The organism is Cohnella sp. GCM10020058 (genome assembly GCF_042683485.1).
Classification (GTDB): Bacteria; Bacillota; Bacilli; order Paenibacillales; family Paenibacillaceae; genus Cohnella.
The window spans coordinates 104,267-120,797 of the sequence record NZ_JBHUJV010000002.1; the positions used below are offsets into that span (position 1 = coordinate 104,267).

Consider the following 16,531-nt stretch of genomic DNA (forward strand, 5'->3'; position numbering starts at 1 on the left):
TTTGACGCGCGATTACCGAATATAAAGGGGAATTCCCATGAGCATATTGAATGTGCAAAACCTGAGTCACGGCTTCGGCGACCGAGCCATCTTCAACGACGTATCCTTCCGCCTGCTGAAGGGCGAGCATGTCGGTCTCATCGGCGCCAACGGCGAGGGCAAATCGACCTTCATGAACATCGTGATGGGCAAGCTGGAACCAGACGCAGGCAAGGTCGAGTGGGCGCGCAAGGTGCGTGTCGGCTACCTCGATCAGCACTCGGTGCTGCAGAAGGGCATGACGATCCGCGATGCGCTGAAGACGGCTTTCCAATACCTGAACGATCTCGAGTCCGAGATGAACGGCATGTACGAGCGGATGGGCGACGTAGAGCCCGACGAGCTCGAACGCCTGCTGGAAGAGGTCGGCGAGATTCAGGAAATTCTGAACAACAACGACTTCTACCTGATCGACGCCAAGGTGGAGGAAGTCGCGCGCGGACTGGGCTTGACCGATATCGGTCTCGACCGGGACGTGAACGATTTGAGCGGCGGCCAGCGGACGAAGGTGCTGCTTGCGAAGCTGCTGCTCGAGAAGCCCGACATCCTGCTGCTGGACGAGCCCACCAACTACCTGGACGAGCAGCACATCGAGTGGTTAAAGCGCTATTTGCAGGAATACGAGAACGCCTTTATTCTCATTTCGCACGATATTCCGTTCCTGAACAGTGTCATCAACCTCATCTACCATATGGAAAATCAGCAGCTCTCCCGTTACGTCGGCGACTATGACAACTTCCTTGCCCTGCACGAGGCTAAAAAGTCGCAGCTCGAGTCGGCCTACAAGCGGCAGCAGCAGGAGATCGCGGACCTCAAGGACTTCGTCGCACGTAACAAGGCGCGCGTGTCCACACGGAACATGGCGATGTCCCGGCAGAAGAAGCTCGACGCCATGGACGTCATCGAGTTGGCCAAGGAAAAGCCGAAGCCTGAATTCAACTTCAAGGAAGCGCGGACCTCGAGCCGCCTGATCTTTGAAGCCAAAGGCCTTGTTATCGGCTATGACGAGCCGCTAAGCCGTCCGGTGGATCTGCTGATGGAGCGCGGCCAGAAGATCGCCCTCGTCGGCGCCAACGGCATCGGCAAGACGACGCTGCTGCGGAGCCTGCTCGGCGAGATTCCTGCGCTTGCGGGCGCCGTCGAACGCGGAGACAACCAGTTCACCGGCTACTTCGAGCAGGAGGTCAAGGGCGGCGCGGACGACACCTGCATCGAGTCTGTGTGGCGCGAGTTCCCTTCGATGACGCAGTTCGAGGTACGGGCGGCGCTGGCAAAGTGCGGTCTGACGACCAAGCATATCGAGAGCCGCATCTCCGTATTGAGCGGCGGCGAGAAGGCCAAGGTGCGGCTGTGCAAGCTCATTAACCGCGAGTCCAACCTGCTCGTGCTGGACGAACCGACGAACCACCTGGACGTCGATGCCAAAGAAGAGCTAAAGCGTGCGCTCAAGGCTTACAAGGGCAGTATTTTGCTCATCAGCCACGAACCTGAATTTTACCGCGAGGTCGCGACGGACATCTGGAACGGCGAAGCTTGGACGACGAAGGTCATTTAAACGGGACGTTTGCCGAAAAGAAACGATTGGAGATGGCGCACATGACCCTGCCAGCATGGGAGAGACAGATCGAGGCAGGCGTTCCGGACCGCTCGTCCGGACAACAGACGGACTGGCCCCCTTCGCGCCATCTCGCTTTGAACGGCGAGGAGGAATATCTGTGATCTCCACTTCAACGATTATCTGGTTGTTTCTCGTGCTGAACATGATCTTCGCCGTCTTCGTCGTCTTCCAGGGTCGGCGCGATATCGGATCGACCTGGGCATGGCTGCTGGTCTTGTATTTCATCCCGATTCTGGGCTTTATCATGTACTTGTTCCTGGCGCAGGACTATCGCAGAGTGAAGCTGTTCAAATGGGGCGACCTGGACAAGATCGGCATCCGCAATCTGTCGCAAGCGCAGCTCGAATCGCTCGGCTCGCCAGATTCGATGCGTTCCCTCGGCAAGATTGCCGCACGGCACGCGGACCTGATCCATCTGCATCTCAAAGGGAGCCGGGCCTTGTGGAGCCAGGACAACGAGGTGGAGACCTTTACGGACGGGCGGGCCAAGTTCGACCAGCTGCTCGCGGATATCGCCGCCGCCACCGAGACGATTCATTTTCAAACCTACATCTTCCGCTGCGACAATCTCGGACGCGAGGTGCTGAACGCGCTGACCGCCAAGGCCAGGCAAGGCATCAAAGTCCGCCTACTGTACGACGAGCTGGGCTCGCGGAGATTGAGCAGACGCATGCTGCGGCCGCTCATCGAAGCAGGCGGCGAAGCGGCGGCCTTCTTTCCCTCCCGCTTCCGCGTCTTCAACCTGCGGATGAACTACCGCAACCACCGGAAGCTGGTCATCGTGGACGGCCGGATCGGCTATGTGGGCGGCTTCAATGTCGGCGACGAGTACCTGGGTCTCGATCCGAAGTTCGGCTACTGGCGAGACACGCATCTTCGCATCCGCGGTTCGGCGGTGCACAGCCTCCAGACGCGGTTCATCCTCGACTGGAACCAGGCGACGCGCAAGCACGACATCACTTACGGGCAAGAGCTGTTCCCGGAAGACGCACCCGCCGGAGCAGTCGGCATGCAAATCGTGGCGAGCGGTCCCAACTCCAGGCTGGAGCACATCAAGCAGGGCTACATCAAGATGATCGCCTCCGCGAAGGACTCGATCTATTTGCAGAGTCCCTACTTCATCCCCGATGCAAGCATGCTCGATGCGCTGCGGATCGCCGTCCTGTCCGGCGTTCATGTCCACGTCATGATCCCGGACAAGCCGGACCATATGTTCATTTACTGGGCGACGCTCTACAATATCGGAGAGCTGCTCGAGACCGGGGCGAACGTTTACTTGTACAAGAACGGCTTTATCCATGCGAAAACGCTCGTTGTGGACCAGGAGATCGCTTCCGTCGGAACCGCCAACACGGACGTGCGCAGCTTCAAGCTGAACTTCGAGGTCAATGCGTTCATTTACGACGCCAGCCTGTCCTCGCAGCTCGTAGAGGCATTCAAGCAGGACATCGCGGTGTCGGAGCTGCTCACGATCGAGAAATACCGCAGCCGCCCGCTGCGGATCAAGTTCAAGGAATCGATCTCGAGGCTGCTGTCGCCGATCTTGTAGGCGAAAAGCGGGAGGAAAAAAGTCAGGGAGAGGGCTCCCTGACTTTTTTGTGTTTGTATGGTTTGTGAAAAGTGCGGAGCGCCCCTTGCCACCGTCATTAATTTACGATAATACCTAATCCCGCGCCCAGCTGGCCTCCCGCTTCCAAGAACGCTTTGGCCCGCCGCTGCAGGCCGGTGTTCGCGTCATACGCAACGGGATCGTCCTGCTTCGCGCCGAAAATCCGTTCCTCCGCCTGCCTGGAGGACTCGTCAAGCTCGTAGATCTCGAACAACCGCTGGAACTGCATGATGTTCGAGCTCGGGTCCAGCACTTGGTCGAGGCCGGGATAGAGCAGCCAGGAATGGCAGACGAATACCGGCGGTACGCCTCGGAAAAAGGCGCGTGCCTGCGCGAAGGATGCCAAAGCCGCCTGCGGATCCAACGGCCCGCCCGCGGGGATGTGGACGTTCAGCACGAGGTCTCCTTTCGCAAACTTCCGGTCCCCTACGCTCAAATCGCGATCGAGCGAGATCGGCTGGAACTGCAGCCGGCCGAGGCGAAACAAAGCAAGTCGCACATGGTCCTGCAGCCAGTTCGATTCCTCAATTCCGTACTCTCCGTAGGTCGTCTTGGAAACCTCGCTCCAAATGCGGATATCCGAGAAGGTATCGAAATATACCTCGTCGGGAATTTCCTTTAGTCTGTACTCGTCATAAGCATCAACGGCCATTCTCACGAAAAAGTACAGTAAAAACGGTCTGTAATCCGCCCTCTGCCTGATCGAGGTAAGCATCGCTTCGCGATCTTGGAGAAAAAAAGCTTTATATTCGGAAAAATCGTCGTCCTCCAGCCGATCATACTTCATCACGAGCGCCGATGCGTCCGGATGCAGGCCGATCGCCGCGCCAAGCGTCTCCATATCCATTTGTCGATTCCTCCCTGGTTTGTCAAAACGGGACGCAAGCTGCGTCCCGCCGATTGCCCGTATTATGACTTGCGAATCCCGTATTCCCGCCATCTGTCGTCCACCAGCTTCACGATATCTTCGCGCGGGAACAGCTCGTCCGGGTAACCGGGCTTCATGCGCGCGTCGATGACGATCGGCAGCCCGTAGCCGATATGGTGGCGGCTCGCGATCGTCTTGGCATATATGTCATGCGCGGGATTGAAGCGCGTGAACACGGTCCAGAGGAACTGCCGCTCCGATGCGGCGATGTCCGCATCGTCCGCCAGCACGACAAGCGGCCATTGCCAACCCTCTCGCGCGGACAGCACCTCGGCAAGACGCTCCGCCAGCTCGGGCTCGCGCTCGAACGCGTCGCCGCGGACGACGAGACAGCCCGGTCCGAAGACGCGGATGTCCGCGATGCCCGGCAGGCTCCCGCCCGCGTATTCGCGCGGCAGGTCGCGGATCGGATCGCCGACGCCCATCATGACGGCCTTCGAGCCGTGGTTGAGCCTGCGGCCGGTGTAGTCCAGCGTGTCGTGCGACGTATGATCGAATACGAACAGATCCTTCAGCGGGTCGAACCGCTCCAGCACCGTCGTCAGCAGCGCGGAGAAATGCTCCAGCTCAACCGGACGGTCCGTCAGCATGAGGAACTTGGTCAGCGACAGCTGACCCTGTCCGAGAATGCTGAACGCCGTTCCGAGCGCCTCCCGCGAGTAGCTCTCGCGGACGACCGCCGAGGCGAGCGCATGGAATCCCGTCTCAGCGTATGTCCACAGGCTGCGGATGCCCGGCATGACCATCGGAAAAGCAGGCGACAACAGACGCTGCAGGAACTCGCCCAGATAGTAGTCCTCCTGGCGCGGCTTGCCGACGATGGTCGCCGGATAGATCGCATCCTTGCGGTGCCAGACGTGGTCGACGTTAAATACCGGGAAGTCGTGCGTCAGCGAGTAGTAGCCGAAGTGATCGCCGAACGGCCCCTCGGGGCGGCGCAAATGCGGCGGTACGCTTCCCTTGATCGCGAACTCGGCCTCCGCCGGAATGCGATGGCCGCCGAGCGGATCCTCCGCCATCGGGAGCTTGCCGCCAAGGATAAGCGAAGTAAGCAGCAGCTCCGGCAGCCCTTCCGGCGCCGGCGCGATCGCCGAAGCGATAAGCGCCGGCGGACCGCCGAGAAAAACGGACACCGGCAGCGAGCGGTTCATCTGCTCCGCTTCATGGTAGTGGAAGCCCCCGCCCTTGTGAATCTGCCAATGCATGCCGGTCGTCGAATCGTCGTACACCTGCATCCGGTACATGCCGAGATTCTGCTTTTTGCCATGCGCAGGGGACTCCGTGTAAACGAGCGGCAGCGTGATGAACGGACCGCCGTCCTCCTGCCAGCAAGTCAGCGCCGGCAGTCCGGCCAACGGCCGTTCGCGCTTCGATACGCCAAGCACGGGCGCAGCATCATGCGATACCTTCTTCATGCCGACCTTCATCAGATCCAGCAGCATGTCCTTTTCCCGCCAGAGCGCGGGCAGCGTCGGCGGCATGAGCGTATCCATCGCGCCGATCAGCCGGTTGACGAGCTGCTCGGGGCGCGGTCCGAACGCTTTATCGACGCGGCGGCTTGTCCCGAACAAGTTGGTGACGACCGGGAAGGCGGCGCCTTTGACTTTTGTGAACAGCAAAGCCGGGCCCTCTGCATCGATGACCCGGCGATGTATCTCGGCAATCTCCAGCACAGGGTCGACCGGCGTCTCGATGACAGCCAGGTCGCCCTCCTGCCTCAGCATTTCCAAAAACGGACGAAGCGAAGAAAAACTCATATGATTCCTCCATTGACGTCAGCGACGGGATAGCTGCCAGGCGCGGATCGCCCAGAGGCACAACCCGCTGAACAAGACAGTTATGATGATCGTGTGCAGCAGACTGGTAAAGACATATACGTCGTGGTGCTCGAGCGTGGCGGTGAGCAGCCAGCCGCTCAGGCTCTGCAGGATGACGAGCGCAAGCGATACGTATCCAAGCCGCGTCAGCTCCCCGTGTCCGCCGGTGCGCCGCCGGACGAGCAGTACGACCGCGCCGATGAAGAGAAACAGCACGATCGCGCCGAGCCTGTGGGCGAATACGATCCCGGTCGCGCCGCTCAGCTCCGGTACGACTTCGCCGTTGCAGAGCGGCCAGCCGATGCAACCGCCAGCCGAATCCGTATGACGCACGTAGGCGCCTAAGTAAACGACCGCATAACAATAAATAATGACCGACAAGATCCAGCCGAACAGGCCGGCAGGCACGGTGGCGGCAGACGCGCGGGGAACGGCGTTGCTTGGGCGACTCTTAGAAAAGGAGTTGTCTTGCCGTCCGGCGTCAAACGAAGCTGCAGCAGGGACGGTTCCCTTCATAATCGGCCATGCCCCGGCATCGCCGGTGCGGAGCGCGCGGTCCCAGCGTCTAACCCAAGCGTACAACAGCCACGTACTGGTGAACGCGATCATCGAGATGCCGAAGTGAATGGCAAGCACGGCGTCCGACGTCGGCATGATGACGGCAAGCATCCCAAGAACGGCCTGGAAGATGGTAAAGAGCAGCGCGGCGCCTGCGTACAGGCGAGCCTCTCCATTGGCCGGCTTCAGTCGCATCGTGAGCAGGAAAACGGCGAAGACCAGAAGACCTTCGAGACCGCTGACCGCGCGGTGCGTGTATTCGACGATCGATTCGACCGTGTAGGCGGGAATAAACTTCCCGTTGCAAAGCGGCCAGTCCGTTCCGCAGCCGCGGCCCGATTCGGTATTGGTGACGACGACGCCGGCGATGAGCACGAGCAGCATGCCGATGCAGCTCCACAAGGCGAGCAGCCTGTAAGCTCTAGCAGTCATATTCCATCCCTAATTTCTATAATGAAGTAGTCGGCTTCAGCCCGTTTTCATTATACCCGAGCGATTGCAGTCAATGCTATGTTCAAACTGTGAACGGCTTCGAACTTTGTGAAGAGTGTCACAAAGGCGTCGAATTTCTCTAGGGATGGCAAAAATAAAGACGGGACGAAGCAGGTGACTGCCTGCATCGCCCCATCCTTTATTGAAGTCGAAGTCATCCCGGAAAATGACGGCGTCCAACTCGAAGTTCGCAATTAACCGGTTTTTCCGGGTATCTCCCTAAATCGGCACGGTACCGCTGAATTCGCAGCGGCCAGCGATCACGCCTTCGGCGAGATCTCGGCGGAGACCGCCACCGCGCGGTCTAAGAACTGCTCGATCTCTTCGCGCGACTTGCGAAGCTTGCTGACGAACCGGATCAGCTCGCGCCCCTCGCGGAAAGCGATGAAGCTCGGGATGCCGAGAATGTTCAGCTCGCTGCACAGATCGGGCAGATCGTCGCGGTCGATCTCGATCAGCCGGAGCCGATCGGCATAGGCCTCTTCGACCGCAGGCATGAACGGATCGATGAAGTGGCAGTCCGGACACCAGGTCGTCTTAAACACCGCCACCGTCAAACCGTCCGCGCCTACGCGCTCCCTGAAGTCGGACTCGTTCGTGATTTTTTCCATGCCGCATAACCTCCTTGGACGAGCGCCGGAATCGGCGTCCGTGTCGTTAACGGTCATTATACGCCCGTTCCCGTTGCCGTACAACAGCCGCTCGCCAAGGGATGCATGTCTGCAAGCAATCGTCTGCGTTACAGGTCCCGCTTCACTTCGAGCAGTTGCTCGCCGTCATAGCCGTCGGTCAGCGTATAGGTCGCGTGCAGGAGGCCAAGCAGGTCGTCAGCGCTCATATACGAGACGCCTCCGAGCCTTGCGACCGGCGACTGGAGCTTCACGGTCTCGCCGTTGACGAGCGCCTTATCCGAGCCGAGCGTAAGCACGAACTCCTGGATCGTCGGTTCATCGTAGAAACGGATTTGCTTGCGTGCCGCGTCGAATGTGATCGGATTGCCCAGCTCGCGCATCGTCTCTTTGATCGGCAAGTAGACGTTGCCGTCGTCGTCGCTGGCGAACGGTACGCCCCACTCCGAGCTCAGGATGAAATATTGGTCGTCGATCTGCAGATCGTTTTTGAGCAAGCCGTATACGGCCGAATCCACGCTCAGCTGGTTAAGCAGCTTGCGCGGCTTCATGGCTGCCAGCTCTTCGACGTCCATCGCGTTCGCAGGCACCTCTACCTCTCCAAGCCCCTGATCTTCGTTAATGTTCCAGGTCTCCTGGGAAGTGCGGATGACCACGCCTTTAAGCGGGATATCTTCATCGTCGAACAAGCTCGCGTCAAGCGCGATCTCGACGTCGGACTTGCGGATGTGCAGGGCTTTGTCGGCGTAAAAATCGCCCTTGAACGTCAGCGCTTCGTTAAACGTCTGCTTCCAATCTTCGTCGGAGCTCGCTTCTTCATAGTCGTCGCGCAGTTCCTTCACGCCGTCCATGACGCTCTGCGCGGCTTCCGTCAGATCCTCCGGCGACCATTCGGTATCTTCGGACTCGAGGCCGAGCGCGTCCTTCAGATCCTGCGGCAGGTCCGACGCCCAGGCGGCGAGCTTCTCGATCAAGCCCTTCACGCCTTGGCCGTCAGCAAGCACCGAATCGAGGAATGCCGGGATCAGCTCGCCCAGCTCCTTGCCGTTTAACTCGGCATGCACCTTCATCAGGTCGGTCTGCGTACCGTTGATCGGCACTTGCACGGCTGCGGCTTCAATCTTTGGCGGATTCGGCAGATGCCCCACCACGAAAGATACGACCTGCTTGAGCGCGTCCCGTACCGCCTGCTCGGCAACCTGAGAAGTCATTTCGCTAATCCCTGGGAACAGATCTTCTCCAGTAAGCGAGCCCGCCTGGAGCTCTTCCGCATCCAGTACGAGCGGGCGCTTCGCGCCTTCGACCGTCAATACGACGGTCGTCGGGTCTACCTGCAGCGCGAACGGTACCGTCCGCTCGTTCAGGGATAGACTGCCGCTCGCATTCATATTGCCTTTGTCATCCGAGCGCACTTGATCGAGCTGCAGCTTGATTCGGCTGAAAAGCTTAATCATCCGCTGCGTCTCCTCGTCCTCGGCCGCAATCGCTTCCTCGTCCCAATTCAGTTGAATCTCAACGGAGCCGCTGCCTGCCGACGAACGGACGTCGAGCTGCTTGGTCAGCATCTCGTTCAAATTCACGCCGCCCACGGCTTGACAGCCGACGAGCACGACGATCAGGAGGGCGATCAATGCCATCCCCAATCCACGTTTCTTCATTTTAACCACGAAACCTATCCCTCCCGATTATAACCATCCAATGATATCCATTTAATTGATACCCGGTTATGGATAGTTCGACGCGACATTTGGAAATCCTTCCAATATAGAACGATTCATGCGAGAGGGGGAGATGACGATCGAAGACACGACGGGCGCTTTCCGGAAAAATAGCGCGCTGCCCGACGAGCCTGCTTGGACCGCCGTGACCAGGGGACTGGTCAAAGGCGCAGCCATAAAAGGAGCCGCGCTGCTGGAATCCCTCAGGCTCGCGCGTCCGCGCACATCGCTGCGGCTGCCCAAAGGAATCGCTGCCTGGGTCGAGTCGGAGCTTGGCGAAGATCTCCATCGAGGATGGCGTGGCGCCTCCTCCCACCTGGACGCGTCCAACGCTTCGCTCGTTGCCTGCATAAGGGAAGAAACCGAAACGCGCAATCGCAACAACGTGACGCGCACGGCTGCCTATATGGAAATGTACAAAACTTTTCCGGAGCTGCATTGGGCGCTGCTCGCGCATCTGGTGTCGCGCAACGGCGGATGGAACATGACTGACCTGCAAGGCGCCTGGCTGCCGAAGCTGCTCACCCATCGGGACAGAGCGACGTTGTTCGGCATGCTCGAGTCCTGCAACGCGCTCATTTTCCGGGACGCCTACCCGCAGCTGCGGCTTTACGGGGAAAGCCGCCGGGCGGGACGCAGCCGCTTTTCGCTGCTGCCCGCCTTCGGCGTATCTGCGTTCATGCGGCCGTTCTGGGAGCGTTTCTGGATCGAACGGGACGCGACCGCGCTGACGGTCGCCCTCATCGTGAACGAGCAGCAGGTGATTGAGCGTCGCGTCGTTCAAGATCCGGCATACAAGGATACGGTGCTCGGTTCCGTGGCTTTTAAAGGGATGCGTCCTTTACAGCTGCAGCAAGTGATCGTACCGTTAGGCGGTGTGCGGGCCGCGGAATTGAGACTAGGGAAATCGGGTTCGCTGCATGAAGGCCTCGCGGACCGAGGGAAGGAACACGCAGACACCATGCTGGCAGGCCGCGTGCTGGAGTCTTTCTCGAACTTGGACGAGCGCATCGGATTCGGCAAAAGCTTGTATGCCATGCTGTTCGCCTACCCGAAGGTGCTGGGCGGCGCGCTGGCTTATGCGGAGACGGTCAGCCATACGGGCTCACGGGCCGACTACTGGCCGGAGCGGTTCACCGCGCAAAAAGACCAAGAAGGACTAGCAGGAGCTTCGGACGGGGAATCCGAGCGGGCATGGTACAGTCCCAAACTGGCTGACGCTTGGCCCGACCGGCCGCTCGGAAGCGTGTGCGAAGGAGATTGGCTGGTCAACCTGGACATCCTCAAGCACTTCAGATCGCTGCGGGCGCCGATCGTCTTCGCCATGACGCATGAGCATGAATTCGGCCAACGCAAGCTCCAGGCCGCGACAATGGCGCTGCAAAGTCTTAAGCAGCGGGCATCGCGGCCGGAAGCGTGATCGGGGCATAATTATGGCGAGATCTAGTTTTTCTGTGGCTCAAAGACCGCCATGACGGTCCTATTTAGGTTTCGCGGAACACCTGTCAGCGGCTCGCCCGACAGCCGTACCGATGGGGTGACCGATCATCGTCTGTGTCGTTCTCGCGCCGCAATGCCTGCAAATATACATCTTATTTAGCCGGAATCGGCCTTTCTGAACAGGAAAGATGCAAAAATGCAGGCTTTTTCCTCCATCAACTTGATATCCGGCTTGCGCTTTGCATTTACCTGCATATTTGCATGTATTTCTCCTAAGAGCCACGGGTCGGCAAAAATGCATGTAAAAATGCAGGCTTTTCGCCCCGCCAGACATCCGACAAGCTCCGGCATCCGCAAGCACGCTTATCCGTCCACGAATCGCCGCCAATTTTTTTCTTCATGAAAAAGCCTCGTCCATCTGGACGAGGCCAATTAACGATTCGCCATTGCGGCTTATGCTGCTGCTTAAACGGCGCCTTTGGTCGCCCGCCCGCCGCGCGCGAAGCGCAGAAACGGACGCAGCACGCGCCGGATGCGCGCCGGATACGACTCCAGGTCGTCCGCACGGAGCACGCCGAACGCCGTGAGCAGCACCGGGTACACGGCGCAAATGAGCAGGCCGAGCGCGCCTGTAGCAAGCAGGTACGGCCACTTCCAGCCGAGCGGCGCGGCAAGGTGCAGCACGGCATATACAAGGGCTCCGCCCGCGGCGGAGATCAGCAGCACGGTTGCCACGAAGCCCGTCCAGCGGTCGCCGAGTGCACGTACGCCGGCCCGCTTGCGGATGGACATCATGTTGGTCATCGTCGAGAACATGAAACATAGCGTCGTCGCCGTAACAAGGCCGTATACGCCAAACAACGGCGTCAGGATGAGCGACAGCACCAGCTTGATGAAAATGCCGACAAGCGTGTGCTTCATCGCCAATCGCTGCTGGCCGAGCCCGTACAGAATCGAGTTCGAGGTCATCATCGTGATCTGAAAGATCGTACCGCCAGCCAGCATGCCGACGATCAAGCTGGCATCCGGCGTGGAAAACAGCGCCCCGTTGACTGCATGGGCGCCTACAGTCATGAGCAGTACGATAGGCATCCCCGAGAAAATGCCGATACGGAGCGCTAGCGTCGCCTGCTTTTCGACCCGCGATCGGTCCCCGGAAGCATAGGCAGCCGATAGTACCGGCAGTATCGATTGGCTGAGAGCGATCGCGAGCACCGGCGGGATGCCGGCGATCGATTGGGCGTTGGTCGTCAGATAAGCGAGCCAAGTCAACGTCTTTTCTTCGCCGAAGCGCCATTCGCTTAGACGGGTCAGCAAGGTCTGATCAATCATATAAATCGCCTGCACGGTCATCGCCGTCACCAGAATAGGGATGGAGATGCGGAAAATGGCCCGGTAAATTTCACGGTTGTTGCGCAATACCGGCGGACCACCAGCCGCGCTCCTCGCCGGCGAACGTTCCGCACGCTCCAACTCGCCCGTGCGCTCGTCGCTTTTTCTTAGTTTGACGCCGTAATACACCATGACCGCGAACGCGCCGACACTTCCGACGACGCTCCCCAGCGCGCCGCCGGCGGCCATTTTTTCATTCCCATAGCCCCAGCCGTGCAAGGCAAATACGAAGCCGATGGCCGTGACGACGCGGGCGATCTGCTCGACGACCTGGGACACGCCGCCCGCCATCATAAGCTGACGTCCCTGGAAGTAGCCGCGCATCATCGCGATGACCGGGAACAGCAGCAGCGACGGGGCAATCGCGCGGATCGCCAGCGTCGCATGCTGCGTCCCGGCAAGCCACGTATAGACGGGCGCCAACAGCAGAAGTCCGATCGTCAGGACAAGGCCTGCTATCATGCCGAACTTCATCGCCGCACGGTAAATACGCTTCACTTCGTTGCCACGTCCGAGCTCGACGCGTTCAGACACCATCTTGCTGATTGCGCTCGGAATACCCGCGGTGGCGACGACCAGCAACAGCAAATAGACGGTATTAGAGATACCGAACGCGCTGTTGCCGACCTCATCCATCACGTGCTCGAGCGGCACGCGCTGAAAGATCCCGATGACGCGCGCGATAAGCGCCGCCGCCGTCAGGATCAGCGTGCCTTTGATAAGCGAATCCTTTTTAACCATCTACGGGTATCAGTCCTATCGCTAGATTAGCCAGATGAAGAAGATGACGATCATCGCCACCTGGAAGACGACCTTCGCCACCGTGCTGGTGAACAGCCCAACAAGCGAGCCCCAGCCGACAAGCATCGCCTTTTTCAAATTCGAACCGCTCACGAGCTCGCCCAGGAAGGCGCCTGCGAACGGGCCGATGATCAGGCCGAAGGCCGGGATGACGAACGGTCCGATGATGACCCCGATGGTGCTTCCCCAGACGCTCGCCTTCGATCCGCCGAAGCGCTTGACGCCCCAGGCGTTCACCACGTAGTCCGCGATGAACAGGATGATCACGATAATCGTCTGGAAGCTCCAGAACCACCAGCCGAACGGCTCAAACGAGAAAAACCAGCCGTATACGAAAAAGGCGAAGTAGATTGCCAGCGCACCAGGCAGGATCGGATAAACAGCGCCTGCCAAGCCGATTGCGAACAACGCGATGACGAGCACCCAGCCCAAAATATCCATTCGGACATCACGCCTTTAAAATATAGTTTTGTATCACTTGCGCCACGCCGTGCTCGTTGTTCGTGCCCGTCACGACGTCCGCTTCGGCCTTGACGGCATCCTGCGCGTTGCCCATCGCGACACCGAGGCCCGCTGCGCGGATGGCAGCCAGATCGTTCAAGCTGTCGCCGACGGCTACGGCTTCGGAGATGTCGCAGCCGATCATGCGGCACACCTCTTCGATCGCCGCAGCCTTGCTCACGCCGGCCGGGTTCACTTCGATGTTGAAGGGCGACGAATTGCTGAGCTCCAAGCCCTCCCAGGTCAGCAGCTCTTCCCACAGTTTGGCGATGACCGATGCGTCCTCGTCGTAGTAGCCGAACTTGAGCCACGTCCGCGAATACGTATCGTCCACCCATTGTTCTTTGTTGTAAATGCCGTCCGTCGCGTAGGCCCAAAACCAGGCGACCGGGTACCGCTCCGCCAGCATGTGCAGCTTCATGATCTTGTCCGTGTCCATCGGTATGCGCCGATGGATGCTGCCCGGCTTCGTCCAGATCTCGCCGCCGTTGACCGTAATCATCGGCGTCTGCAGCCCGAGCTGCTCGACGATCGGCAGCGCCGACGGGAAGCCGCGTCCCGTAGATGCGATGACCGTCACGCCGGCTTCGCTCGCTTTTTGAACCCATTTTTTGTTCTCTTCGCTGACTTCCTGCCGGTCGTTCAGCAGCGTCCCGTCCAGATCGAGCGCCAGCAGCTTGTACTTGACCACCTAGCCTACCACTCCTTCTGATGCCGGCCGCAGCCTGCTTGCAATCTTAGTCATTTTAACATAATCCGGGGGTAAAAAACGACAAGGCCCCCGGCTCGCCGCGTCCAAGCGGCGGTACGGGGGCGGAGCGGGCTGCAGCCCGCACGCTAGCCTATTAAGGCGCCTGCGTCATGTCGATCGACGCGTTCGTACCCAGCGGCGGCCTCGGACCTGCGTCCGTGAGGCCGACTTCGGCGTCGTAGGCGTCGAAAATTTTGCGCGCGATCGGCGCCGCGCCCCAACCGCCGTATCCGCCGTCCGGTACGATGACCGCGACCGCAAGCTTCGGATGGTCCTGCGGGGCGAAGGAGATGAAGACGGCGTTCTCGACGAACTTGCGCTTGCCGACGCCTTGCTGCTGCGACGTACCGGTCTTGCGGTAAAAGTCGTAGCGCACATTGTCGAAGCCCTCCACCTTAACCTGCGCCATGCCGTTCTCGATCGTCCTCCAGTACGAATCCGGCAGATCGATCTCATTCAGAACCTCGGGCTTCATCGTCGTCACGACATTGCCGTCCGCATCGGTGGTATGATCGACGAGCAGCGGCTTCATTCGCTTGCCATGGCTCGCGAGCGTCGCGGCGTACTGAGCGAGCTGCAGTGCCGTATATTTCCCTTGCTGACCGAAGGAAGCATAGATCATGGCAGACTGATAACTGTCCCGCGTTGCACTGTTGAAGTAATCCACGATGCCCGGCGATTCCTTCGGCAGCCCGCTGCCGGTTTTGACGCCGAGGCCGAATTCCTTCATATGCTGATCCCATATTTCGACGCTTTTCTTCCCTTTGCGAAGGTACAACTCGTTGCCAACCATCTTGGCCATGAAGGCGTTCGAAGACTTGGCGATTGCTTTTGTCGGCGTCAGCGAGCCGTTGTAGGCGCGGCCGGCGTTCTGCACCTCGGCTTGCCCGTCTCGACCGAACTGGAAATAGCCCGGGTCCGTCCAGGTTGACGAAGGTGTAATGACCTTCTCCATAAGCCCGGTTAAAATCGTTAGCGGCTTCTGCGTCGAGCCCAGCGGCACGAGCGACGTCGGATGCTGCGAGCGTTCCTTCGGATCGGCGTATGGCGGAAAGACCTCACGGATCGCGCCGTTGCCCATTGCAGGCGTGATTGCGTCAAGTTCTTCCTGGCTGATGCCTCCCTGCCAGACATTCGTGTCATAGTCCGGCATGCTGGCCATGGCCACGACCTTGCCCGTCTCCACTTCAATCGCTACCGCATAGCCTGTCGTCGGCTGCGCATCCTTCAGCGTCTTGACCGTGGAAGCACGGGTCGTTGCGATCTGGTCGAGAATGGCTTGCTGCGCGGTGAGCTGCACGTTGCGGTTAATGGTCAGGAACAAATTCTGCCCTTTGACCGGCTTGGTCAGCTTCATATCGCCGACGATCCGGCTCATGCTGTCGATCTGGTAGGACTTGTAGCCGTTGAGTCCCCGCAGCTCCTTTTGGAACATGAGCTCGATGCCGTCATAGCCGACATCCTCCGTATCCAGATACTTGAGAGACGGGTTCGACTGGTCTTCATTAATTTTTTTGTAAAAATCAAGGTTCTCCTTGGCGCCCTTCATCTTGGCCATATAGCCTACCAGCTGTGCGGCTACCCGGTCCGGACTGTACTGGCGGATGCTTTCCTCCACGATCTCCACGTCCGGATACTCGTCGCGGTGCTCGCTAAGATAGGCGATCTCTTCCTTCGTCAGCCCCGATTTGATCCGGCGCTGCTGGAACGGGAGATGCGTCCTTCCTTTGATATCCATGGCTTTAACGACGTCTTCCGCCGTCAGCGGCTCGGCCGCCGCGTCGCCTTTTTCATCGAACAGCTTGACGAGCTTCGCAGCCAGCGCTTCCGCCGTCTCCTGCTTCACGCCCGTCTTGAGCGTAAAATAAAGGGATTGCGTGGAGATCGAATAGGCGATCGGCTGACCTTTGGAATCGTAAATATTGCCGCGGATCGGCGGGATGGACACGCCCTTTGTAATCAAGCTCGTCTGGCGCTCCTTGAGGCTCGGACCTTCAACGAACTGGAGATACGCCAACCGCACGATCAGCATGGAAAATAGAAGAAAAGTGAGCATGAAAAAAACGTTCAGCCGGATGCTGAAGTGGCGGCGGTTGCGTATTTCCTTTTTTTTCTGCTCTTCTGTCTTGACTTCGGCGTTCATCGCGAAGCTTCCCTCCCGGCTCGGACTCTCTACCATTCTAGCATAAATGAAGCTGCGGAGCAGGCGACCGATCTTCCTGTATCTTAAGGCGCTCG

At 59.3% G+C, this 16,531-nt stretch carries 13 protein-coding genes; 4 read left to right on the forward strand and 9 right to left on the reverse strand.

Annotated elements, in window-relative coordinates:
- Positions 1 to 37 precede the first annotated feature (37 nt).
- From ACFSR7_RS03705 to cls, 3 genes are read left to right on the forward strand one after another with little or no spacing between them, the layout of a single operon-like run.
- Positions 38 to 1,594 carry an ABC-F family ATP-binding cassette domain-containing protein gene (locus ACFSR7_RS03705; RefSeq protein ID WP_378159189.1) on the forward strand — a complete coding sequence of 519 codons (1,557 nt, stop codon included), beginning with the start codon at positions 38 to 40 and terminating at the stop codon, positions 1,592 to 1,594.
- 41 nt (positions 1,595 to 1,635) lie between these two features.
- Complete coding sequence (locus ACFSR7_RS03710) at positions 1,636 to 1,758, forward strand: hypothetical protein (protein WP_378159191.1); 123 nt, start codon at positions 1,636 to 1,638, stop codon at positions 1,756 to 1,758.
- Positions 1,755 to 3,206 carry a cardiolipin synthase gene (gene cls / locus ACFSR7_RS03715; RefSeq protein ID WP_378159192.1) on the forward strand — a complete coding sequence of 484 codons (1,452 nt, stop codon included), beginning with the start codon at positions 1,755 to 1,757 and terminating at the stop codon, positions 3,204 to 3,206. The genes ACFSR7_RS03710 and cls overlap by 4 nt, the downstream gene beginning before the upstream one ends.
- A gap of 97 nt (positions 3,207 to 3,303) precedes the next feature.
- Here cls and ACFSR7_RS03720 read toward each other — a convergent pair whose 3' ends face one another.
- The 5 genes from ACFSR7_RS03720 to ACFSR7_RS03740 form a co-directional block, all read right to left on the reverse strand.
- Positions 3,304 to 4,113, reverse strand: a complete 810-nt coding sequence (locus ACFSR7_RS03720) for an acyltransferase domain-containing protein (protein ID WP_378159194.1) — start codon at positions 4,111 to 4,113, stop codon at positions 3,304 to 3,306.
- A gap of 62 nt (positions 4,114 to 4,175) precedes the next feature.
- Positions 4,176 to 5,951 carry a UbiD family decarboxylase gene (locus ACFSR7_RS03725; protein ID WP_378159196.1) on the reverse strand — a complete coding sequence of 592 codons (1,776 nt, stop codon included), beginning with the start codon at positions 5,949 to 5,951 and terminating at the stop codon, positions 4,176 to 4,178.
- An 18-nt stretch (positions 5,952 to 5,969) separates the two neighbouring features.
- Positions 5,970 to 7,001, reverse strand: coding sequence for a COX15/CtaA family protein (locus ACFSR7_RS03730; protein ID WP_378159197.1), 1,032 nt, complete (start codon positions 6,999 to 7,001; stop codon positions 5,970 to 5,972).
- Positions 7,002 to 7,321: 320 nt separating this feature from the next.
- A complete protein-coding gene (locus ACFSR7_RS03735; RefSeq protein ID WP_378159199.1) occupies positions 7,322 to 7,672 on the reverse strand; it encodes a thioredoxin family protein in 351 nt (116 codons plus the stop codon).
- A gap of 128 nt (positions 7,673 to 7,800) precedes the next feature.
- On the reverse strand, positions 7,801 to 9,348 hold the full coding sequence (locus ACFSR7_RS03740; RefSeq protein WP_378159575.1) for a stalk domain-containing protein: 1,548 nt from the start codon (positions 9,346 to 9,348) through the stop codon (positions 7,801 to 7,803).
- 133 nt (positions 9,349 to 9,481) lie between these two features.
- On the opposite strand from ACFSR7_RS03740, the gene ACFSR7_RS03745 reads away from it, so the two are divergent.
- Positions 9,482 to 10,828: a DUF2515 family protein gene (locus ACFSR7_RS03745; RefSeq protein ID WP_378159200.1), complete on the forward strand. Its 1,347-nt coding sequence runs from the start codon at positions 9,482 to 9,484 to the stop codon at positions 10,826 to 10,828.
- 485 nt (positions 10,829 to 11,313) lie between these two features.
- Here ACFSR7_RS03745 and ACFSR7_RS03750 read toward each other — a convergent pair whose 3' ends face one another.
- The 4 genes from ACFSR7_RS03750 to ACFSR7_RS03765 form a co-directional block, all read right to left on the reverse strand.
- Positions 11,314 to 12,981: a putative polysaccharide biosynthesis protein gene (locus ACFSR7_RS03750; RefSeq protein ID WP_378159201.1), complete on the reverse strand. Its 1,668-nt coding sequence runs from the start codon at positions 12,979 to 12,981 to the stop codon at positions 11,314 to 11,316.
- Positions 12,982 to 13,002: 21 nt separating this feature from the next.
- Positions 13,003 to 13,482 (reverse strand): DUF456 domain-containing protein, encoded by a 480-nt coding sequence (locus ACFSR7_RS03755; protein WP_282907270.1) that lies wholly within the window; start codon positions 13,480 to 13,482, stop codon positions 13,003 to 13,005.
- A 7-nt stretch (positions 13,483 to 13,489) separates the two neighbouring features.
- Positions 13,490 to 14,233 (reverse strand): Cof-type HAD-IIB family hydrolase, encoded by a 744-nt coding sequence (locus tag ACFSR7_RS03760; RefSeq protein ID WP_378159202.1) that lies wholly within the window; start codon positions 14,231 to 14,233, stop codon positions 13,490 to 13,492.
- 154 nt (positions 14,234 to 14,387) lie between these two features.
- Positions 14,388 to 16,436: a peptidoglycan D,D-transpeptidase FtsI family protein gene (locus ACFSR7_RS03765; RefSeq protein WP_378159203.1), complete on the reverse strand. Its 2,049-nt coding sequence runs from the start codon at positions 16,434 to 16,436 to the stop codon at positions 14,388 to 14,390.
- Positions 16,437 to 16,531: the final 95 nt, after the last annotated feature.